17 protein-coding genes and 1 tRNA gene are annotated in these 20086 nt (G+C 69.8%); 15 read left to right on the forward strand and 3 right to left on the reverse strand.

Annotation, left to right across the window (positions count from 1 at the left end; all coding sequences use genetic code 11):
• Positions 1 to 102 precede the first annotated feature (102 nt).
• From GV015_RS11990 to GV015_RS12020, 7 genes are all read left to right on the forward strand, one after another.
• The gene (locus tag GV015_RS11990) at positions 103 to 1374 is read left to right on the forward strand and encodes an esterase family protein (protein WP_159878528.1); all 1272 of its coding nucleotides are present in this window, start codon (positions 103 to 105) and stop codon (positions 1372 to 1374) included.
• The gene (locus GV015_RS11995) at positions 1374 to 3899 is read left to right on the forward strand and encodes a bifunctional lysylphosphatidylglycerol flippase/synthetase MprF (RefSeq protein ID WP_159878530.1); all 2526 of its coding nucleotides are present in this window, start codon (positions 1374 to 1376) and stop codon (positions 3897 to 3899) included. Before GV015_RS11990 ends, GV015_RS11995 begins: the two co-directional genes overlap by 1 nt.
• A gap of 146 nt (positions 3900 to 4045) precedes the next feature.
• On the forward strand, positions 4046 to 5806 hold the full coding sequence (leuA, locus tag GV015_RS12000) for a 2-isopropylmalate synthase (protein WP_079705755.1): 1761 nt from the start codon (positions 4046 to 4048) through the stop codon (positions 5804 to 5806).
• Positions 5807 to 5934: 128 nt separating this feature from the next.
• Complete coding sequence (locus tag GV015_RS12005; RefSeq protein WP_159878532.1) at positions 5935 to 7119, forward strand: sensor histidine kinase; 1185 nt, start codon at positions 5935 to 5937, stop codon at positions 7117 to 7119.
• Positions 7116 to 7805 (forward strand): response regulator transcription factor, encoded by a 690-nt coding sequence (locus GV015_RS12010; protein ID WP_079705757.1) that lies wholly within the window; start codon positions 7116 to 7118, stop codon positions 7803 to 7805. Before GV015_RS12005 ends, GV015_RS12010 begins: the two co-directional genes overlap by 4 nt.
• Positions 7806 to 7914: 109 nt before the next feature.
• Complete coding sequence (locus tag GV015_RS12015) at positions 7915 to 8673, forward strand: ABC transporter ATP-binding protein (RefSeq protein WP_079705758.1); 759 nt, start codon at positions 7915 to 7917, stop codon at positions 8671 to 8673.
• Positions 8670 to 10082, forward strand: coding sequence for an ABC transporter permease (locus GV015_RS12020; protein WP_159878534.1), 1413 nt, complete (start codon positions 8670 to 8672; stop codon positions 10080 to 10082). Before GV015_RS12015 ends, GV015_RS12020 begins: the two co-directional genes overlap by 4 nt.
• Before the next feature lie 6 nt (positions 10083 to 10088).
• On the opposite strand, the gene GV015_RS12025 is transcribed toward GV015_RS12020, so the two are convergent.
• Positions 10089 to 10757: a trimeric intracellular cation channel family protein gene (locus tag GV015_RS12025; protein WP_079705760.1), complete on the reverse strand. Its 669-nt coding sequence runs from the start codon at positions 10755 to 10757 to the stop codon at positions 10089 to 10091.
• An 83-nt stretch (positions 10758 to 10840) separates the two neighbouring features.
• Between GV015_RS12025 and recO the strand changes: the two genes are divergently transcribed.
• The 3 genes from recO to GV015_RS12040 are packed head-to-tail and all read left to right on the forward strand — an operon-like array spanning position 10841 to position 13105.
• Positions 10841 to 11578, forward strand: a complete 738-nt coding sequence (gene recO / locus GV015_RS12030; RefSeq protein WP_079705761.1) for a DNA repair protein RecO — start codon at positions 10841 to 10843, stop codon at positions 11576 to 11578.
• Positions 11575 to 12396, forward strand: a complete 822-nt coding sequence (locus GV015_RS12035) for an isoprenyl transferase (protein WP_124769218.1) — start codon at positions 11575 to 11577, stop codon at positions 12394 to 12396. Before recO ends, GV015_RS12035 begins: the two co-directional genes overlap by 4 nt.
• A gap of 28 nt (positions 12397 to 12424) precedes the next feature.
• Positions 12425 to 13105, forward strand: a complete 681-nt coding sequence (locus GV015_RS12040; RefSeq protein WP_159878536.1) for a DsbA family protein — start codon at positions 12425 to 12427, stop codon at positions 13103 to 13105.
• Positions 13106 to 13241: 136 nt separating this feature from the next.
• On the opposite strand, the gene GV015_RS12045 is transcribed toward GV015_RS12040, so the two are convergent.
• Positions 13242 to 13760: an aminoacyl-tRNA deacylase gene (locus tag GV015_RS12045; protein ID WP_121291132.1), complete on the reverse strand. Its 519-nt coding sequence runs from the start codon at positions 13758 to 13760 to the stop codon at positions 13242 to 13244.
• Positions 13761 to 13811: 51 nt separating this feature from the next.
• Between GV015_RS12045 and dusB the strand changes: the two genes are divergently transcribed.
• From dusB to GV015_RS12070, 5 genes are all read left to right on the forward strand, one after another.
• Positions 13812 to 14972, forward strand: coding sequence for a tRNA dihydrouridine synthase DusB (dusB, locus tag GV015_RS12050; protein ID WP_159878538.1), 1161 nt, complete (start codon positions 13812 to 13814; stop codon positions 14970 to 14972).
• Positions 14973 to 14997: 25 nt separating this feature from the next.
• Positions 14998 to 16245 (forward strand): deoxyguanosinetriphosphate triphosphohydrolase, encoded by a 1248-nt coding sequence (locus tag GV015_RS12055; protein WP_085511054.1) that lies wholly within the window; start codon positions 14998 to 15000, stop codon positions 16243 to 16245.
• An 88-nt stretch (positions 16246 to 16333) separates the two neighbouring features.
• On the forward strand, positions 16334 to 18208 hold the full coding sequence (gene dnaG, locus GV015_RS12060; RefSeq protein WP_086473469.1) for a DNA primase: 1875 nt from the start codon (positions 16334 to 16336) through the stop codon (positions 18206 to 18208).
• A gap of 102 nt (positions 18209 to 18310) precedes the next feature.
• Positions 18311 to 19159 carry an ATP-binding cassette domain-containing protein gene (locus tag GV015_RS12065; protein ID WP_159878540.1) on the forward strand — a complete coding sequence of 283 codons (849 nt, stop codon included), beginning with the start codon at positions 18311 to 18313 and terminating at the stop codon, positions 19157 to 19159.
• 94 nt (positions 19160 to 19253) lie between these two features.
• Positions 19254 to 19326: transfer RNA gene (locus GV015_RS12070), tRNA-Asn, on the forward strand.
• A gap of 159 nt (positions 19327 to 19485) precedes the next feature.
• On the opposite strand, the gene def is transcribed toward GV015_RS12070, so the two are convergent.
• A complete protein-coding gene (gene def / locus GV015_RS12075; protein WP_079705767.1) occupies positions 19486 to 20052 on the reverse strand; it encodes a peptide deformylase in 567 nt (188 codons plus the stop codon).
• Positions 20053 to 20086 lie beyond the last annotated feature (34 nt).

Genomic DNA, 20086 nt, shown 5'->3' on the forward strand with positions numbered 1-20086 from the left:
CTTGCATGTCTGCTTTGGGCCCGCTGTGGAACCCGTCATCTGGCCGACAGGCTCGCGAGCGCGCGGACATACTGGTCCTCGGGGTCGCGAGAAGGAGTCCGAGTGTTCGACTGGTTACTGGCCATCAGGCTGGATCGTCCGGAGCTCCTCGTCTGGGTCGGCGGTGCCGCCGTCCTCCTGGCGATCACCCTGTTGACCGGGCGCCGAACGGTTCGCGGCTGGCTGACGATGCTGCTCGTGGCGAGCGGTGGGGCGCTCCTCGCCTATGCCACGGCCTGGTTGCTCGGTGACGTGCTCGACGTCTTCGGGATCGAACTGACGCCGGTCACCCGTGCGTGGGCGGCGGTCGGGTTCGCCGGTGCCGCCCTCGCGATCGCGGCGATCGTGCGGACCCGGGCGTGGCGGGTCGTCGTGGCGAGCCTCGCCATCCCCGCCTTCCTGCTCATCGGGGCGATCGGCGTGAACCAGGACTTCGGTGAGTTCGCGACGGTGCGGGCGGCGTTGGGGATCAGCCCGTACCAGTCGTTCTCGGCCCTGCCTGCCGCCCGGGGGACGACCACGTCGTGGCAGCGACCCGCCGACCTGCCTAGCGGCGGGCGGGTCGAACACGTGGACATCCCGGCGACGACCTCCGGGTTCGCCCACCGGGACGCGCTCGTCTACCTGCCACCGGCCGCCCTGACCGCACACCCGCCGGCACTGCCGGTCATCGAAGCGTTCAGCGGTCAGCCGGGAGAGCCTGCAGACCTGTTCGCGTCGGCTGGGATCGCCGGGATCCTCGACCGCTTCGCCGCCTCGCATGCGGGTCTCGCTCCGATCGTGGTCGTGCCTGATCAGCTCGGCGCTCCGGACCGCAACCCGATGTGCGTCGACGGGCCGCTCGGCAACTCGGCGACGTACCTCACGGTCGACGTCCCCGCGTGGATCTCGGCGCACCTCCCGGTGTCCGCATCGCGGACGGATTGGTTCATCGCCGGGTTCTCGCAGGGAGGGACCTGTTCCATCCAGCTCGGCGCCGCGCACCCCGAACGCTACGGCGGCATCCTCGACATCTCGGGTGAGGTCGTCCCGTCCATCGGACCGACGACGATCGCACAGGGCTTCGGCGGGTCGGCGACGGCGTACGAGGCCGCGGCCCCCTCCGCGATCCTCGCCGCGCACACCCCGTACGCGGACACCGTCGGCGTCTTCGGCTACGGCAGTGACGACAGCCGCTACGGTCCCGGCGTCCGGCGGGTCGCCGCGATGGCCTCGGCTGCCGGCATGCGGACGACGACCTTCGTCTCCGACGGCACGGCGCACGACTGGCACACCGTCCACACGGTGTTCGACCGAGCGCTCCCCGTGATCGCCGCACGATTCGGGCTCGCCTGATGCGCGCGGGGAGGGCGACGCCGTTCGGTCGACTCGTGACCGGCGTGCTCCGGTCGGTGCCGATGAGCATCGGGATCACGGCGCTGGTGTTCGTGGTCAGTGCGTTCGTGTGGCGGACGCCGCCGGTGGCGACGCCGGCCTGGCGGTCGGCGATCCGTGAGGCGGCCGGCGTGGGGTACGAGCAGGTCGTGGTCGACGGACACTGGTGGGCGCTCCTGACCGGTGCCCTGGGAACCGACGGGGTGCTCGGGCTCCTCGCCTTCCTGCTGATCGGCGTCCCCGCACTGGTGCTCGCCGAGCGACGGTTCGGCGCCGCCAAGACGCTCCTGGCGGTGCTGATGACCGCGGTCGCCGGGAACGCGCTCGCCATCGGGCTCCAACTCCTCGGCACGCTCGGCGGCGAGTTCTGGAGCGGCGAGGTCGCCCGCATCGTGGCGTTCGACCCGGTGGCCGGCGCGCTCGGCGCCCTCGCCGCGTCGAGTGCGTTCCACGGGCCGCTCTGGCGTCGACGGATCCGCGCGTTCGTCGTCGTCGGTGCCCTGATCGTGCTGCTGTACTCGGGGCTCCCGCAGGATCTCGCACGACTGTTCGCAGCGCTGGTCGGCGTCCTGCTCGGGATCGTGCTCGCCGGGGCCACCCCGTCGGTGCGACGCGTGCGGAGCTCGCACCACGAGACCCGGGTGCTCCTGGCGTCCGTCGTCGCGATGATGGGCGTCGGACCGCTCATCACCTTCCTGTCCGGCCGGCACCTCGGTCCGCTCGCGCCGCTCGTGCTCCTGCTCGAACAGAACATCCCGGACGCCGGACGGGTCATCGGCCAATGCCGCACGGTCGGCGTGTCAGCACAGTGCCTGCGCGACCTCACGCTGGTGCGCGTCGACGGCTTCGGAGCGGTGCTCCTGTCGGTGGTCCCCATGATCGCCCTGCTCTTCGCAGCCTGGGGCTTGCTCCGCGGCAGACGCTTCGCGGTCTGGTTCGCCACGTCGATCATGGTGTCCTTCGCCGTCCTGAGTGCGCTGTCGCTCGGGGCGGGCGTGCGACTCCACCCGACGGGACACCCCTCGTCGTTGCTCGGGACGGGACACGGCGCGCAGCAGCGGTCCGTCGAGATCGCGATCGCGCTGTGGGCGGCGATCCTGCTCCCGCTCGTCGTGGCGGCGCTCCTGGTCGTGCTCCGTCGTGGGTTCCCCGTGCGGGCCACCCGGCGCAGTGCCTGGGGGTACCTCGCCCTGGTCGGCGCGTCGTGGGTCGTGCTCGCCGCGCTCTTCGTGGTCGTCGCCCTGCTGCAACCCGGAGGATTCTCGCCGAGGCCCGACGTGTGGGAGGTCCTCCGTGCGGCGCCGGAGCGTTTCGTCCCCGCCGCGTACCTGCGGAACGTCCTTCCGGGCTTCGTGCCGGTCGCGCCGCTCACCGGTGTGGTGTTCCACGCCGTCGGACCCGTCTGGTGGAGCATCATCCTGCTCGGCGCGGTCTGGCCGCTGAGCCGGGTCGCGAACGCCATCGCGCCGGCCGACGAGCGCCGCCTGCGCGAGCTCCTGGCCGAGGGCAGCGACTCCATCGGGCACATGGCCACCTGGCCGGGTAACCTCACCTGGTTCGACCCACAGCGCAGCGCCGGTGTTGCCTACCGGATCGTCGCGGGGGTCGCAGTCACGACGGGCGGCTTCTTCGGGAGGGACCGCCACGAGCAGGGGGTCCTCGAGCGGTTCATCGAGCACTGCGAGGACTCGGGCCTGACGGTGGCGTTGTACAGCGTGGACGAGGAGACCGCAGGAGCGCTCCACCGGATCGGTTGGCGCACCGTCCAAGTCGCCGAGGAGACGGTCCTGCACCCGCAGGGCTGGAGCATGGTCGGCAAGCGCTGGCAGGACATCAGATCCTCCGTCAACCGGGCCGACCGTGCGGGGATCACCGCCGTCTGGTCCACCTACGGGGCGCTCGGCGTCGGGCTGGCGGCGCAGATCGCCGAGATCTCCGAGGAGTGGGTCGCCGAACGGAAGCTGCCCGAGATGGGGTTCACCCTCGGCGGGATCGACGAGCTCGTCGACGAGGAGGTCCGGCTCCTGCTCGCGGTCGACGAGCAAGGACGGCTGCACGGCGTCACGAGCTGGCTGCCGGTGCGGCGCGATGGCGAGCTGGTGGGTTGGACCCTCGACTTCATGCGACGTCGGACGGACGGTATGAACGGCGTCATGGAGTTCCTCATCGCCGAGGCCGCCGCGCGGTTCAAGGAGGACGGCATCGAGGAGATGAGCCTCTCAGGGGCTCCACTCGCGCGCTCGAAGAGCACCGAGCAGCCGGAGACGGACGGGATCGACCGGGTCCTGACCTACCTCGGGAACGTGCTCGAACCCGTGTACGGGTTCCGCTCGCTCCTCGCCTTCAAGGGGAAGTTCCAGCCGGAGGAGCGTCCGCTCGTCCTCGGCTACGCGGACCCGCTGACCCTGCCGGCGATCGGCATCGCGGTCGGGCGCGCGTACCTCCCGGACGTGTCCGTGCGAGACCTCGCCTCGTTGGTCACCTGATCGGCCGCGCGGGGGAGTGCTATGCTGACGACGTGTTCTCCGGTCTGCTCCTCCTTAGCTGCCGCGACGAGTCCTAGTTCCAGGCCTCCCTCGTCGCGGAGTTCGTCATTGGCTCACCCCCAATCCCACGAGGAGATCCCAGGATCATGAAGAACACCCAGACCCCATCAGGCATGCCGGTCCATCGCTACCGCGCCTACCAGGACCAGTTCGACGTCTCGCTGCCCGATCGCACGTGGCCTGACCGTCGGATCACCGAGGCCCCGCGCTGGTGCGCGGTCGACCTCCGCGACGGCAACCAGGCCCTCATCGACCCGATGAGCCCGGAGCGCAAGCGCATCATGTTCGACCTGCTCGTGAAGATGGGCTACAAGGAGATCGAGGTCGGGTTCCCGAGCGCGAGCCAGACCGACTTCGACTTCGTCCGCAGCCTCATCGACGAGGGTGCGATCCCCGAGGACGTCACCATCCAGGTGCTGACCCAGGCACGCGACCACCTCATCGAACGCACCTACGAGTCGCTGCGCGGGGCGAAGCAGGCGATCGTGCACCTGTACAACTCGACGAGCATCCTGCAGCGCGACGTCGTGTTCCGCAGCGACAAGCAGGGCATCATCGACCTCGCCCTCCACGGCGCCCGGAAGTGTCGCGAGATGGAGTCGACGGTCCCCGGGACGCAGATCTACTACGAGTACTCGCCGGAGAGCTACACCGGTACCGAGCTCGAGTTCGCCGTCGACATCTGCAACCAGGTGGTCGAGGTCCTCGAGGCGACGCCCGACCGCAAGGTCATCATCAACCTGCCGTCGACGGTCGAGATGGCCTCGCCGAACGTCTACGCGGACTCGATCGAGTGGATGAGCCGCAACCTGGCCAACCGCGAGAACATCATCATCTCGCTGCACCCGCACAACGACCGCGGGACCGCGATCGCGGCAGCCGAGCTCGGCTACCTGGCCGGCGCCGACCGGATCGAGGGGTGCCTCTTCGGGAACGGTGAGCGGACCGGCAACGTCGACCTCGTCGCGCTCGGCATCAACATGTTCACGCAGGGTGTCGACCCGCAGATCGACTTCAGTGACATCGACGAGGTCAAGCGGACGGCCGAGCACTGCAACCAGCTGCCGGTGCACGAGCGGAGCCCGTGGGCGGGCGACCTCGTCTTCACGGCCTTCAGCGGTTCGCACCAGGACGCGATCAAGAAGGGCTTCGAGGCGATGTCCGTCGACGCCGTCTCCCAGGGCAAGGACGTCGCCGACCTCGAATGGGCCGTGCCATACCTGCCGGTCGATCCGCAGGACCTGGGGCGCAGCTACGAGGCGGTCATCCGCGTGAACTCGCAGTCGGGCAAGGGCGGCGTCGCGTACCTGCTCAAGACCGACCACGCGATCGACCTGCCGCGTCGCCTGCAGATCGAGTTCTCCGGCGTCGTCCAGGCGAAGACCGACGCCGAGGGCGGCGAGGTGACGAGCGGCCAGATCTGGTCGATCTTCCAGGACGAGTACCTTCCGGCCGCAGTCGCGGACGCCAAGTGGGGTCGGTTCGAACTCCAGTCCACGAAGACGTCGAGCGACCTCGCCGGCACCGTGGTCCTCGAGGTCGCCCTTCGCGACGGCGAGCAGGTCGAGGAGCGCACCTCGACCGGTAACGGCCCGATCGCGGCCTTCCTCAACCTGCTCTCCGGGCGCGGCATCGAGGTCACGCTGTACGACTACGTCGAGCACACGCTGAGCGCCGGAGGCGACGCCGAGGCGGCCGCCTACGTCGAGCTCCAGGTGAACGACCAGCGCCTCTGGGGCGTCGGCATCGACGGCGACATCGCGACCGCCTCGCTCAAGGCAGTGGTCTCGGCGGTCAACCGTGCCGTGCGCACGCAGGTCGAGGCGCGGGAACTGGCCTCCATCTGAAGACGCCGCTGCGCCGGGTCGGCCTTCGGGTCGGCCGGGCGCAGCGTCCCGCTCCGCGGCATACGCCGGGAGGATGATCTTTCCGGGTGACGACCGATCCGTCAGCGGTCAGGTCGTACGGTTGGAGGATGTTCCGCACGCTCCGGCCCGGCCAGCTGGCCCTCGACATCGCGCTGCCGTCGGTGCTGTTCATCCTCACCGCCGCTGCGTACACGACGCGTCCGGCCGGGTACACCATCGTCCTACTCGGCATGTGCGGTGCACTGGCGCTCCGCCGGCTCGCTCCGGCGATCGCGCTGTCCGTGGCCTGGGCCGCTGCTCTGCTGCAGCTCATCCTCCTGCTCGCGCCGGATCCCGCGAACTTCGCGATCCCGGTCGTGCTCTACGCCGCGGCGAGTTACGGCGGCCGGGTGGTGCGATGGGTCTCCTTCGCATCCGCGTTCGTCGGTGCCGCGCTCATCGCGTTCTACGTGATCGTCGTCCCGAGTTGGACCACGGGCATCGGCGCGGAGATCAGTACCTTCGGCCTTGCGAACGACATGACACCGGTCGCGCAGGTGACGGTCGGACTGTTCATGTTCCTCGCGTTCGCCGCCTTCTTCGGCCTCGCTTGGACCGCTGGCGTCCTCATGCGCACGTGGCGGCTCGCCCGCGAAAGTCGCCAGGCGCAACTCCTGGCCGAGCGCGACGTCGCCGTGGAGCAGGAGCGCAACCGGATCGCGCGCGACATGCACGACGTGGTCGCGCACTCCCTCGCCGTCGTCATCGCCCAGGCCGACGGGGCCCGATATGCGCTGGCCGCGGACCCGGATTCGGCCGACCAGGCCTTGCGGACGATCTCGAGCATCTCCCGAGAAGCCCTCGCCGATGTCCGGGTGCTCCTCGCGCAGTTGCGGTTCCAGCAGACCGAGGGCCCGCAGCCGGTCATGGCCGACCTCGACCGGCTCTACGAGCAGTTGCGCGGAGCCGGACTCGACGTGGTGGTCCAGAGCCACGGTCAGGAACGACCAGTCGCGACCGGTTCGCAGCTGGCCGTCTACCGGATCATCCAGGAGGCGCTCACGAACGCGCTCCGACACGGCGACCATCGTGGGCCGATCGACGTCCATCTCGACTGGACCGGACCCGAGCTGCAGCTCTGGGTCGTCAACCGGGCGAAGGTCGAACTGCCGAAGGCCGGCACGGGGCACGGACTCGCCGGGATGAACGAGCGCGCTACGCTGGCAGGCGGCAGGTTCGGGACGACCCTGGTGGACGGTCTCTTCACCGTCTACGCATCGATCCCGTACGCGACGGTGGGAGTGACGAGATGACCGATCCGAGTGACGCGACGGCAGCGGGGGCGATCACGATCGCGCTGGTCGACGACCAGGCGCTGTTCCGAGGCGGGATCCGCATGCTCATCGGTTCGCAGCCGGACCTCCGCGTCGTCGGCGAGGCCTCCGACGGGCGTCAAGCGGTCGAGCTGGCCGCACGGACACGTCCGCAGGTCATCCTCATGGACGTCCGGATGCCGGTCATGGACGGGATCGAGGCGACGAAGACGATCCTGGCGGAGGCGGACGCGCGCGGGGGCGAGCGGCCTCGGATCGTCGTGCTGACCACCTTCGACCTCGACGAGGCGGCCGCGACGGCCATCCGAGCCGGGGCGAGCGGGTTCCTGCTCAAGGACGCGGAGCCCGAGTTCCTGCTCGCAGCGATCCGCACGGTCCATGCAGGGAACGCGGTCATCGCCGCGTCGGCCACCCGCGAGCTGTTCGAGCACTTCCAGCAGGCTCCGGCAGCTCCGGCCGCACCGCAGCGCTATGCCGAGCTCACGGCGCGAGAGCGCGAGATCTTCCTCCTCGCGGCGCGCGGGCTGAGCAACTCCGAGATCGCCGCCGCCGAGTTCCTCAGCGAGGCGACCGTGAAGACGCACATCAGCCGGATCTTCGCCAAGCTCGAGGTGCGCGACCGGGTCCAGCTCGTCGTGTTCGCCTTCGAGCACGGCTTGGTCTGACCGCGGTCCAGCACGCACCCGCGGAGTGATCGAGGATCATCCCCAGGATGTACCCGGGTCGCTCGTGCGCCCGACGCGCACCCGGCACCGCACTCCGTAGCTTCGGAGTATGACCACTTCAGCACAGCCGTCCGTCGTCGCCAGCGTCCACGGACTCCGGAAGAGCTACGGACCCGCCGACAACCAGGTCGTCGCCCTCGACGGCGTCGACCTCGAGATCGAGCGGGGCCGGTTCACCGCCATCATGGGCCCGAGCGGCTCGGGCAAGTCGACGCTCATGCACATCATGGCCGGCCTCGACCAGGCCACCGCAGGGCGGGTGCGCCTCGGTGACCAGGACATCACGGACCTCGACGACGGGCAGCTCACGATCCTCCGTCGGCGTCGTGTCGGCTTCGTGTTCCAGGCCTTCAACCTGGTCCCGACGCTCGACGTCGCGGCCAACATCCGGCTGCCCTTCGAACTCGACGCCCGCCGTCCGACCGGTGAGGAGCAGAGCTGGATCGACGTGCTCGTGAGCACGCTCGGACTCGCCTCCCGACTCGGGCACCGCCCGCACGAACTCTCGGGCGGACAGCAGCAGCGCGTCGCGATCGCGCGGGCCCTCGCGACGCGACCCGAGCTCCTCTTCGCGGACGAACCGACCGGCAACCTCGACTCCCGCACCGGGCGGAGCGTCCTGGCCCTACTGGCGGCGGCCAGCACCGAATACGGGCAGAGCATCGCGATGGTGACGCACGACCCGATCGCCGCGAGCTACGCGGACCGGATCGTGTTCCTCGCGGATGGCCGGGTGGTCGAGGACCGTCCCCGATCGACCGCCGAGCAGATCTCAGCGCTCATGCTCGGCATGGAGCGTGCGGCATGAGCCGGGCGGATCTCGGGCCCCGGGCCCGCGAGCATCGGGCGAGCCTCCTCGTCGCGACGCTCAGCGCCTCGTTCGGCGTCCTGTTGCTCATGGTCACGAGTGTGCTCTCCACCTTCATCCTGGCCGACGACGTCACGGGGTCCAGCGGCACCGTGGTCATCATGCTCATCCTCGCGACCGCCGTGTTCGTCTCGCTGGCGGTGTACGTCGGCGCGATCGTCACAGCGAACACCTTCGCGACGATCGTCGCCGGGCGGACGAGGACGATCGCGCTGCTCCGCCTGATCGGTTCGACGGCGCGATCGCAGCGTCGCGCCGTCGCGAAGGAGGGCGTCGTCGTCGGCCTGCTCGGCGGGGGAGCAGGGCTGCTCGTCGGACTCCTCGCGACCTTCGCGCTCGTGCGGATCGGGGTCGCGACCGGTGTGCTGCCCGAGCTGCCGTATGCGATCGCCGAACCGGCCGTCCTCCTGCCGGTCGTCGCAGTCGTCCTGACCACCTGGCTCGCGTCCTGGATCGGCGCGCGTCGCGTCCTGACGGTCACCCCGATGCAGGCGATCGGAGGATCGCAGGAGTTGAGCCGAGAGGAGGCCACCGCGCGGCCCGCCCGGAACGCGGTCGCGATCGGTCTCTTCGTGGTCGGTGTCCTGCTCCTGCTCGCCGGTGTCGGCGTCGGGCTCGTGTCGCCGCTCGGCGTGCTCATCGGCATCGTCGGCGGGATCGTCTCCTTCTCCGGCCTCGTGCTCGGTGCGCACCTCGTGATGCCGCCGGCACTGCGGCTGGTCGGTCGGCTGTTCGGCACCTCCGCGACGGCTCGACTCGCCGCCGAGAACGCCGTCCGCTACCCGGAGCGCAGTTCTCGCACGACGATCGGACTGGTGATCGGCGTGACCCTCGTGACGATGTTCGCGGTCGCCGCGGCCAACTTCCAGGAGTTCGTGCTGAACGCACAGGCTGCGAATCCGGAGGTCTACGAGGGCACGCAGGCCGTGGTCGCGACGACCGTCGGCGTCTTCTCCGCCCTCATCGGGCTGAGCGCGCTCATCGCCGCGGTCGGGATGGTCAACAACCTCTCGCTCAGCGTCCTGCAACGCACCCGCGAACTCGGACTGCTCCGCGCACTCGGATTCTCGGCGGCGCAGATCCGTCGCATGATCGTGATCGAGGCGGCGCAGCTCACCATCGCGGCCGTCGTCGTCGGCCTCGTCCTCGGGACGTTCTACGGCTGGGCCGGTGCCCAGTCGATGCTCGGCGCGATCAACGGTTCGCCCGGGCTCATCTTCCCGGTCATCCCGTGGGCCATCGTCGCCGTGATCGTCGTGCTCGCCGCACTCCTCACGGCTGCGGCCTCGGTGGCCCCGTCCCGTCGGGCGACCCGGATCGCGCCCGTCGCGGCACTCGCGGTCGACTGAGACGACTCAGCCGCGGGTCGAGCGGCGCCAGATCCGCCATCCGCCGATCTGGCGCTGCTCCGGCAACGTCCACCCGAACCGGACCGCCAGGAGGCGGATCACCGCGGTCGAGGAGACACCGACGATCGCCGCGATCCCGAGCGGTGCCCCGAAGGTCACGGCGAGGACGAGGAGGGCGGTACCGACCGCGGCCGCCACGGCGTAGAGCGAGCCGACGTGCATGAGGGCGACGGGGACACCGAGCATGACGTCGCGGAGCACCGATCCGCCGACGGCTGAGACGGTTCCGACGAAGATCGCCGGGATGACCGGCAGGCCGGCTGCCAGGGCCTTGGTGGAGCCGATCGCTCCGAACATGCCGATCGTCAGGGCGTCGAGACCGATGATGACCGGCCCGAGCCTCGTGATGGTGCGCAGGAGGAACATCCCGAGCAGGGCGGCTCCCGAGGCGACGGGGAGGTACCAGTTGTTCTGGAGGGACGCCGGCACCTGTCCGAGGAGGATGTCGCGGATGAGACCGCCGCCGAGTCCGACGACGACGCCGATGATGGCGACGCCGAGCCAGTCGAGTTGACGATCCTGGAATCTGGCCGCGAACATCGCGCCCTGGACGGCGCCGATCGCGACCGCCGAGAGGTCGACCCACAGCGGAACGACGAAGAGGACCTCGTTCACGGCTTCATCTCTCCAGGCGCTCCTTCGATCCCCGACGGCGGTTCCCGGGTCACGTTGTCGGTGCGAGGCGGGATAATCGATGCGTGCCGGTATATCGAGACGAAGTGGTGGTGTTGCGGACCCACAAGCTCGGCGAGGCCGATCGCATCGTCACCATGCTCTCACGCAGCAGGGGCAAGATCCGGGCGGTCGCGAAGGGTGTCCGTCGCACGGGCTCGAAGTTCGGGTCCCGGCTCGAGCCGTTCATGGTCGCCGACGTCCAGTTCTACGAGGGCCGCAGCCTCGACACCATCACCCAGGCCGAGTCGCTCGGCTCGTACGGCGCCGAGATCAGCGCCGACTACGGGAGCTACACGGCCGCGAGCGCGATGGTCGAGGCGGCCGATCGGCTGACGGAGTCCGAGGGCTCCCTCCAGCAGTACCTGCTGCTCGTCGGCGCCCTGCGGTCGCTCTCGAAGCATGAGCACGGTCCGCGGCTCACCCTCGACTCCTACCTGCTCCGGGCGTTCTCGCTCGCCGGTTGGGCACCGAGCTTCGGCGCCTGCTCGAGGTGCGGCACGGAGGGTGAGTACTCGCACGTGGTCGTGCAGCTCGGCGGGGTCGTGTGCGACGACTGCGCGCCCTCGGGGAGCCCTCGGCTCGACGCCGACACCCTCTCGCTCCTCGGAGCACTGCTCTCCGGCGACTGGGAGTACGCGGAGGCCGCCGCCGAGCAGACGGCCTCACGGGCGAGCGGATTCACCGCCGCCTATGCGCAATGGCATCTGGAGCGCGGCCTGCGGTCGCTCGCGCACCTCGAACAGGATCGGAGCCGCGGGTGACCCCGAAGCCCTACACCCACCGCGACGCGGTGCCGTTCAAACCGATCGACTGGACAGGGGAGGTCCCGCCCGAGTTCGCGAAGGGTGAGGTGCCGTCGCACGTCGCGATCGTCATGGACGGCAACGGCCGGTGGGCGAACCGGCGCGGACTCACGCGTGTCGAAGGGCACAAGGCGGGCGAGGCCGCACTCCTCGACGTCGTGGCCGGTGCCCTGCAACTCGGGATCAAGCACCTGTCGGTGTACGCGTTCTCGACGGAGAACTGGAAGCGCTCACCCGATGAGGTCCGCTTCCTCATGGGGTTCAACCGCGAGGTGCTCCATCGACGGCGCGACCAACTGAACGAGTGGGGCGTGCGCGTGCGCTGGTCGGGGCGTCGGCCGCGGTTGTGGACCTCGGTCATCAAGGAGCTCCAGACGGCGGAGGAGCTGACGCGCGACAACGACCGCCTGACGCTCACCATGTGCGTCAACTACGGCGGTCGCAACGAGATCGTCGACGCGGTGCGCAGCATCGCCGACGACGTCGCCGCCGGCCGCATCAAGCCGTCGGCCGTCTCGGAGCGTCTCGTCCAGAGCCGGCTCTACCTGCCCGACCTCCCGGACGTCGACCTCTTCGTCCGGAGCTCCGGGGAGCAGCGCACCAGCAACTTCCAGCTGTGGCAGTCGGCCTACGCGGAGATGGTCTTCCTCGACACCCTCTGGCCCGACTTCGGACGGCGTCAGCTCTGGGAGGCCGTCGAGCGGTACGCCGGACGCGACCGCCGCTTCGGCGGGGCGCGCGACGTGCCAGACGCCCCGGCGCCCTCGGGGGAATGACCGGCGGGTGTCGGTGGTTGGCCCTGACATGAGCGAACCCATCAAGATCGACATCTGGTCCGACATCGCCTGCCCGTGGTGCTACATCGGCAAGCGCAAGTTCGAGCGGGGTGCGGCGGAGTTCGCGCAGCTCGGCGACGGACGCGAGGTCGAGGTCGAGTACCACTCCTTCGAGCTGGCGCCCGACACCCCGGTCGACTTCGACGGCACCGAGATCGACTTCCTCGTGAAGCACAAGGGCATGCCGGCCGACCAGGTGCAGCAGATGCTCGATCGGGTGACGGGGATCGCCTCGGACGCCGGTCTCGAGTACGACTTCGACATCCTCCAGCACACGAACACGGTGAAGGCGCACGAACTGCTGCACCTCGCCAAGGCGGAGGGGAAGCAGCTCGAGATGACCGAGCGCCTCCTGCGGGCCTACTTCACCGAGGGCCGCCATGTCGGTCGCATCGAGGACCTCGCCGACCTCGCCGTCGAGGTGGGGCTCGACCGGTCCGCCGTGGTCTCGGCGCTGGAATCCGGCCAGTACACGCAGGCGGTCCGCGAGGACCAGGCGACGGCACAGGGGTACGGCATCCAGGGCGTCCCGTTCTTCGTCATCGACGGCGCCTACGGGGTGTCCGGGGCGCAGGAGGCGGCCGCGTTCACGCAGGTCCTCGAGCAGGTCTGGACGGAACGCGCGAGCACCGAGCCGGTGCAGGCGTGAGCACGGAGACGACGTCCCCTGAGCGCAGCGTCGATGATCAGCAGCCCGCGACGGTCCGGCCGGCGCTCCGACTTCTCGGGGGCGACGCCGTGGTCTGCGAGGGCGACAGTTGCCTCGTGCTCCCGCCGGAGCCGGCTCAGGACTGAGGGTCCTCCGGCTCGGTGAGGTCCGCGGTGACGGCGCCGATGGCGGTGAGGTACTCCGCCGCGTCGACGAAGGCGCTCCACCCGTGCTCGCCGGCGCCGATCGAGATCCGCCCACCGCGCTCGAGGATGCGCTCGTCCGCGTAGACGGGGAGTGGAGCGCTCGCACCGAGGACGGTGATGGTGCCGCGCTCGTAGCCGGTCGCCTGGAACGCGGTCGCCGCGTCCGGCATCGCGAGTTTGTTCACACCGAGCAGCGTGCGGAACGGCGGCCAGGAGATCTTGCGGCCGCCCGGCACGAGGGCGAAGAGGTAGTCGCCGCTGCGACGCTTCACGACGATCGTCTTGACGATGTCCGCGGGCTCGATGCCGAGCAGCTCCGCCGCCTCGTGGAGACTGCGCGCGGGCGGTCGCTCGACCAGCTCCACGTCGAGACCGAGTGCGGCGGCCGCTGCTCGGACGCGCTCGCGGCCGGACGGCTGGAGGTCGGCGGGCGGGACGGCGTCTGACATGTGGTCCTCACTGGGCGCGGGAGCGCCGATCATCTGGGAGAATCGAGGGTGATGTCTCTTCCTACCACGCTCTCGCAGCGCCCGAGCCTCGCGATCGGGCCCATCGTGCTCGACTCGCCGGTCGTGCTCGCCCCCATGGCCGGGATCACCAACACGGCGTTCCGTCGACTGTGCCGCGAATACGGTGCCGGACTGTACGTCAGCGAGATGATCACCTCCCGCGCGCTCGTCGAACGCACGCCGGAGACCATGCGGCTCATCCAGCACCACGAGAGCGAGACGCTCCGCTCCATCCAGCTCTACGGCGTCGACCCGAAAACGGTCTCAGAGGCCGTCACCATGCTCGTCGCCGAGGATCGCGCCGACCACATCGACCTCAACTTCGGCTGCCCGGTGCCCAAGGTCACCCGCAAGGGCGGGGGAGCGGCGCTGCCCTGGAAGACCGGGCTCTTCCGCGACATCGTCGAGGGCGCGGTCCGTGCAGCCGGCGACGTCCCGCTCACGATCAAGATGCGCAAGGGCATCGACTCCGACCACCTCACCTACCTCGAGGCCGGTCGTATCGCCGAGGGCGCCGGTGTGGCGTCGATCGCGCTGCACGCCAGGACCGCCGCCGAGTTCTACTCCGGCCACGCGGACTGGTCGGCGATCACCAAGCTCAAGGAGACGGTCACCTCGGTGCCGGTCCTCGGGAACGGCGACATCTGGTCGGGCGAGGACGCCCTGAGGATGGTCGACGAGACGGGCTGCGACGGCGTCGTCGTGGGCCGCGGTTGCCTCGGTCGCCCCTGGCTCTTCGGCGACCTCAGCTCGGCGTTCGCCGGCGAGGGTGGCAAGGCGGAGCCGTCTCTCGGCGACGTCGCGGCCGCGTTCCGGCGTCACGCCGAGCTCCTGGCCGAGTTCTTCGAGAGCGAGGAGCGCGGCTGCCGCGACATCCGGAAGCACGTCGCCTGGTACTTCAAGGGCTACCCCGTCGGCGGTGACCTCCGCGCGAGTCTCGCGACGGTGGAGTCGCTCGACCAGCTCGACGACCTGCTCGCGACCCTCGACTGGACGGCCCCCTACCCGGGCGCCGCAGCGGAAGGGCAGCGCGGACGCGCCGGCACGCCGAAACGACCGGCACTGCCGTACGGCTGGCTCGACTCGAAGTCGCTGGGCGCCGACGAGCAGAGCGAGATCGCGGGAGCGGAACTGGACCACAGTGGCGGATAGCATCATCGAGCAGGGGAGCGTCTCCATGGACCGGGACGGCTACACCCTGCACGACGAAGAACGCTGGATGCCCGAGCACCATTCGACGCGACGCTCCGACTTCGCGCGCGATCGTGCACGGCTGTTGCACTCCAGTGCCCTCCGGCGACTCGCCGCCAAGACCCAGGTGCTCAGCCCGACGAGCGGTGTCGACTTCGCCCGGAACCGGCTGACCCACTCCCTCGAGGTGGCGCAGGTCGGTCGCGAGCTGGCAGCCAGCCTCGACCTCGCGCCGGACGTCGTCGACACGGCGTGCCTCGCACACGACCTCGGTCACCCGCCGTTCGGCCACAACGGCGAACGAGCGCTCAACGACTGGTCCGCCGCGATCGGCGGGTTCGAGGGCAACGCCCAGACCCTGCGGATCCTCACGCGCCTCGAATCCAAGGTCTTCGGCCCCGACGGCGAGCCGTACGGTCTGAACCTCACCCGCGCGAGCCTCGACGCCAGCTGCAAGTACCCGTGGCCGGCGGCGCAGTCGGTGCCGGATCCCGGTGGCCGGGCCAAGTTCGGGTTCTTCGACGAGGACTCCGCGGCCTTCCGCTGGTTGCGAGCCGGCGCTCCCGAGCGCGTCCGCTGCGTCGAGGCGCAGGTCATGGACCTCGCGGACGACATCGCCTACTCCGTGCACGACTTCGAGGACGCCGTCGTCGGGGAGTACATCGACCCTGCGTTCCTGAATGCGCGCGCAGGACACGACCGCCTCATCGACACCGCGCTGTCCTGGGCCGGCGACGACTTCACCCACGACGACCTCGCCGCGGCCTTCGACCGGCTGCAGTCCTCGCACACCTGGATCACCGCCTGGGACGGCTCCCGGCGCGACCTCGGTCGGCTCAAGAACTTCACGAGCCAGATGATCGGTCGGTTCGCCGGTGCGGCGACCGCGGCGACCCGGGAGGCCTTCCCGCAGGCCAGCCTCGTGCGGTTCGGGGCTGACGTCGTGGTGCCCCACGGCATCCAGGCCGAGATCGCCCTCCTCAAGGGGATCGTGGCCGCGTTCGTGATGTACAGCGACTCCCGCCAGCCGCTGTACGTCCGGCAGCGGGAGATCCTCATCGAACTGTCGGACGCGGTGTTCGCGCTCGGCGAGTCGGCCCTCGACGTCGGCTTCGCGGCGGACTGGCGGGCAGCCGGGTCCGATGCGGAACGCCGTCGCGTCGTCGTCGACCAGATCGCGAGCCTGACCGATCAGAGCGCCCTCTCCTGGCACGAACGGCACGTCGGCGCCTGACGCTCCTCCACACGGGAGCGGGCCTCCGACTCCGCTGTGCGGAGGCCCTCAGGGATGGACGATGGACGCACGAGACTAGGATCGAAGCATGGCCGGACGGATTCGACAGAGCGATGTTGAAGAGGTCAAGGCACGCACCAACATCGGCGACGTCGTCGGTGACTACGTCTCGCTGAAGTCCGCCGGCGTCGGCTCGCTGAAGGGCTTGTGCCCCTTCCACGACGAACGCAGCCCGAGCTTCCATGTGCGCCCCACGGTCGGGCTGTACCACTGCTTCGGCTGCGGCGAGAGCGGCGACGTCTACAGCTTCCTGCAGAAGATGGACCACGTGACGTTCGCCGAGTCGGTGGAACGTCTCGCGCAGCGCATCGGCTACCCGCTCAGCTACGAGGAGGGCGGCGGCAAGGTCGATCACGGCAACCGGGCTCGCCTCTTCGCCGCCAACCAGGCTGCCGCCGAGTACTTCCAGCAGCAGCTCCACGACGGCGATGCCGACCTCGGGCGGCGGTTCCTCGGCGAACGAGGCTTCGACGCCGCCGCTGCCGACCACTTCGGGATCGGGTTCGCGCCTGCCGGCTGGGACCACCTCATGAAGGCGCTGCGGTCTCGCGGATTCTCCGACGAGGAGATGCTCGCGGCCGGGCTCGTGTCGAGCGGCGACCGCGGGGTTTACGACCGGTTCCGCGGGCGCCTCATCTGGCCCATCCGCGACACCACCGGCCAGGTGCTCGGCTTCGGCGCCCGGCGCCTCCGCGAAGACGACAAGGGGCCGAAGTACCTCAACACCCCCGAGACGGCGATCTACCACAAGGCGCAGGTCCTCTACGGACTCGACCTCGCCAAACGCGACATCTCGCGCGGCAAGCGCGTCGTCGTCGTCGAGGGGTACACCGACGTCATGGCCTGCCACCTGGCGGGGGAGACCACCGCGGTGGCGACCTGCGGGACCTCCTTCGGGGTCGACCACATCAAGATGATCCGCCGCGTCATGGGCGACGACTCCGCCACCGGCGAGGTCATCTTCACGTTCGACCCCGATGAGGCCGGGCAGAAGGCCGCGACGCGTGCGTTCGGCGAGGAGAAGCGGTTCTCCGCCCAGACGTATGTCGCCGTGTCCTCCGACGGCCTCGACCCCTGCGACCTCCGCCTCAACCGCGGCGACGGCGCCATCCGGAAGCTCGTCGACGGCCGCGAGCCGATGTTCGAGTTCATCATCCGGCGGACGCTGGCGGGCTTCGACCTCGAGACGGTCGAGGGCCGCGTCGGCGCACTCCGCGCGGCCGCGCCGGTCGTCGCCGAGATCCGCGACCCCTCGCTCCGTCCCGGGTACACCCGGGTGCTCGCGAAGCAGCTCGGCATGGAACTCGACGAGGTGGCCCGCGCCGTGCGGGCCGCTGGCGGTGCCGCCGCAGGAGGCTCGCAGAACTCCGCCCGAGACGCCCGCCAGCAGGGCCCCGGCGCACCAGCTGCCGAGCCGCCGCGCGAGCGCCAGGCCTCGCTCAACGACCTGCCCAAGGATCCGTCGACGCGCCTCGAGCAAGACGCCCTCCGTGCGATCCTGCAGCTGCCCCAGCACCTCGAACGCCCCATGCTGGAGCGCGCGGTCCAGAGCTCGGTCGCCAACAGTTCCCTCGCCGTGGTACGCGACGCCATGAGTGTGAGCCTGGACCACCTCGGGACGAACGCCTGGCTGGAGACCGTCATCGCGCAGGTCCCACCCGGCTTCGACGGACTCGTCCGCGAGCTCGGAGTCTCCCCACTGCCCGAGACGAACGAGGAGAAGCTGCCGAGCTACGTCCGGGACATCGCGCGAGCGCTGATCGACCGCGACCTCCTCGGTCGCAAGGCGGCGCTGCTCGGTTCGTTGCGCCGCACCGACCCCCGCGACGAGTCCCACCGGGAGATCACCCGGCAGCTCGCGGACGTCGAGGCCGAACGGCGTGCGCTCCGAGCCGAGGCCTGACGCGGTCCGCCTCCTCCGAGCGTGGCACGTGGCCCCGCCGGGATCGCCGGATACACTCGATGGCGATCCGGTGGCTCCCCGTGCACCGGAAGGAGAGGTCTCATGAAGCACCCAGAGCAGGACGGACCGGCGGTCCGGGCGAGCGATCTGAGCGTCGACTACGCCGCGCACGGCGTGAGTCCGAGCAATCGAGCGCTGGACGGCATCAGCTTCGAGCTGCCCGTCGGTGGCTCGCTCGGGGTCATCGGCAGCTCGGGCTCGGGGAAGAGCACGCTCCTGCGCGTGTTGTCCGGACGCCACCTGACCGGAGCGGACTCCCGTCCGTTCGTGTCCGGCGGCGACGCGAGCACGCTCGGTCACTCCATGCGCAAGGTGGGCCGCAAAGAACTCACGAAACTCACGTTCGAGGTGTCGCTGCTCGAGCAGGAGGCCGGTGCGCACCTGAAGCCCGAACTCACCGTCACGGAGCTCATCTCCGAACCAGTGCTCGCTCGCGACAAGAAGTTCAGTGAGCAGGCGCTCGGCGTCCGGGTCGCCACACTGCTGGACGCCGTGCAGATGCCCCTCTCCAGCCTCGACAAGTACCCCTACGAGCTGAGCGGTGGTCAGCGGCAGCGGATCGCCATCGCGCGCGCTCTCGTCCTCGGCCCGAAGGTGTTCATCGCCGACGAACCGACGGCCGGTATCGACATCACGGTCCGGCACACGGTGACCGAGTTGCTCGACGGGTTCCGACGCGACGGCGGCACGGTCATCGTCGTGACACACGACCTCGCGATGCTCCGCGAGGTGACCGACGACGTCCTGGCGCTCCACCAGTCACGGGTCGTGGGCTACGGCCCGATCGACGCGATGCTCGCCGATCCGCCGCACGAGTTCCTCGCGGCACTCGCCCAGTCGGGCGGCACCGAGACCCAGTACGAGACGCCCGAGGCCGTCGGCATCGATTGATCGCGTGTCGATTTGGAGTCTGCGAATCCTTTGCTACAGTAGATACGCGCTGCAACGCAGAGGCCGGATTCGTCCGGCCGGTCGAAGCACGTATTCCTCGATAGCTCAATTGGCAGAGCAATCGACTGTTAATCGATAGGTTGTTGGTTCGAGTCCAACTCGAGGAGCTATATAGAATCCCTCGGTCCATCAGGACCGGGGGATTCGTCGTTGGCGGCCGGTTTCACGAAACCGCCAGGGACGCCGTAGACTAGGTAACGAGGCCCGAAGACTCCACTCTTCGGGCCTCGTTGCATGTCCGGACACCCTGTGTCCGTCGAGGTGGTTCAGCCCTCGAGGTCGTCGCGACCCGGGAGCCAGGAGATCCCGGGCACGCCCCAGCCCGCCTTGCGGATCGCCTTCGCCGCTCGGCGCGAGTGCGGCAGTTCGAGGCGGTCCACGTAGAGCACGCCGTTGAGGTGGTCGAACTCGTGCTGCAGGATGCGTGCGCGCCAGCCGACGACCCGCAGCTCGACCGGGGCGCCCTCGAGGTCGGTCCCGATGAGCATGGCCGCTTCCGCTCGACGGAGCGGGTGCCGCTCGCCTGGGACGGAGAGGCAGCCCTCCGACTCATCCTCCTCGTCGAGCTCGCCCACCGGCGGGGGACTGATCCACAGCACCGGGTTGATCGCGACGCCGCGCCATGGCTGGCCGTCGTCGTCCTCGTAGCTGTAGACGAAGAGGCGGAGCGGCACGCCGACCTGCGGAGCCGCGAGCCCGACGCCGGGAGCCAGATCCATGGTCTCGTACATGTCGGCGACGAGTCGTCGGAGGTCGTCGTCCACGGTGGCGACCGGCCGGGCGACGGAGTGGAGCACCGGGTCACCGGTCACGTGGATCTCGAGAATTGCCATTGCTCGAGCCTATCCGCTGGGCTCGGCCTGGCGC

It is taken from the genome of Plantibacter sp. T3 (assembly GCF_902506515.1).
GTDB classification, from domain to species: Bacteria; Actinomycetota; Actinomycetes; order Actinomycetales; family Microbacteriaceae; genus Plantibacter; species Plantibacter auratus.

What these genes read in the sequence shown, in the direction of transcription:
- GV015_RS12040 (WP_159878536.1), top strand. Translation starts at nt 12,425, where the DNA reads ATGAGCGAACCCATCAAGATCGACATCTGGTCCGACATCGCCTGCCCG.
- GV015_RS11995 (WP_159878530.1), top strand. Translation starts at nt 1,374, where the DNA reads ATGCGCGCGGGGAGGGCGACGCCGTTCGGTCGACTCGTGACCGGCGTG.
- GV015_RS12045 (WP_121291132.1), bottom strand. Translation starts at nt 13,760, where the DNA reads ATGTCAGACGCCGTCCCGCCCGCCGACCTCCAGCCGTCCGGCCGCGAG.
- GV015_RS12005 (WP_159878532.1), top strand. Translation starts at nt 5,935, where the DNA reads ATGTTCCGCACGCTCCGGCCCGGCCAGCTGGCCCTCGACATCGCGCTG.
- def (WP_079705767.1), bottom strand. Translation starts at nt 20,052, where the DNA reads ATGGCAATTCTCGAGATCCACGTGACCGGTGACCCGGTGCTCCACTCC.
- dusB (WP_159878538.1), top strand. Translation starts at nt 13,812, where the DNA reads ATGTCTCTTCCTACCACGCTCTCGCAGCGCCCGAGCCTCGCGATCGGG.
- GV015_RS12010 (WP_079705757.1), top strand. Translation starts at nt 7,116, where the DNA reads ATGACCGATCCGAGTGACGCGACGGCAGCGGGGGCGATCACGATCGCG.
- leuA (WP_079705755.1), top strand. Translation starts at nt 4,046, where the DNA reads ATGAAGAACACCCAGACCCCATCAGGCATGCCGGTCCATCGCTACCGC.
- GV015_RS12055 (WP_085511054.1), top strand. Translation starts at nt 14,998, where the DNA reads ATGGACCGGGACGGCTACACCCTGCACGACGAAGAACGCTGGATGCCC.
- GV015_RS12065 (WP_159878540.1), top strand. Translation starts at nt 18,311, where the DNA reads ATGAAGCACCCAGAGCAGGACGGACCGGCGGTCCGGGCGAGCGATCTG.
- GV015_RS12015 (WP_079705758.1), top strand. Translation starts at nt 7,915, where the DNA reads ATGACCACTTCAGCACAGCCGTCCGTCGTCGCCAGCGTCCACGGACTC.
- GV015_RS12020 (WP_159878534.1), top strand. Translation starts at nt 8,670, where the DNA reads ATGAGCCGGGCGGATCTCGGGCCCCGGGCCCGCGAGCATCGGGCGAGC.
- dnaG (WP_086473469.1), top strand. Translation starts at nt 16,334, where the DNA reads ATGGCCGGACGGATTCGACAGAGCGATGTTGAAGAGGTCAAGGCACGC.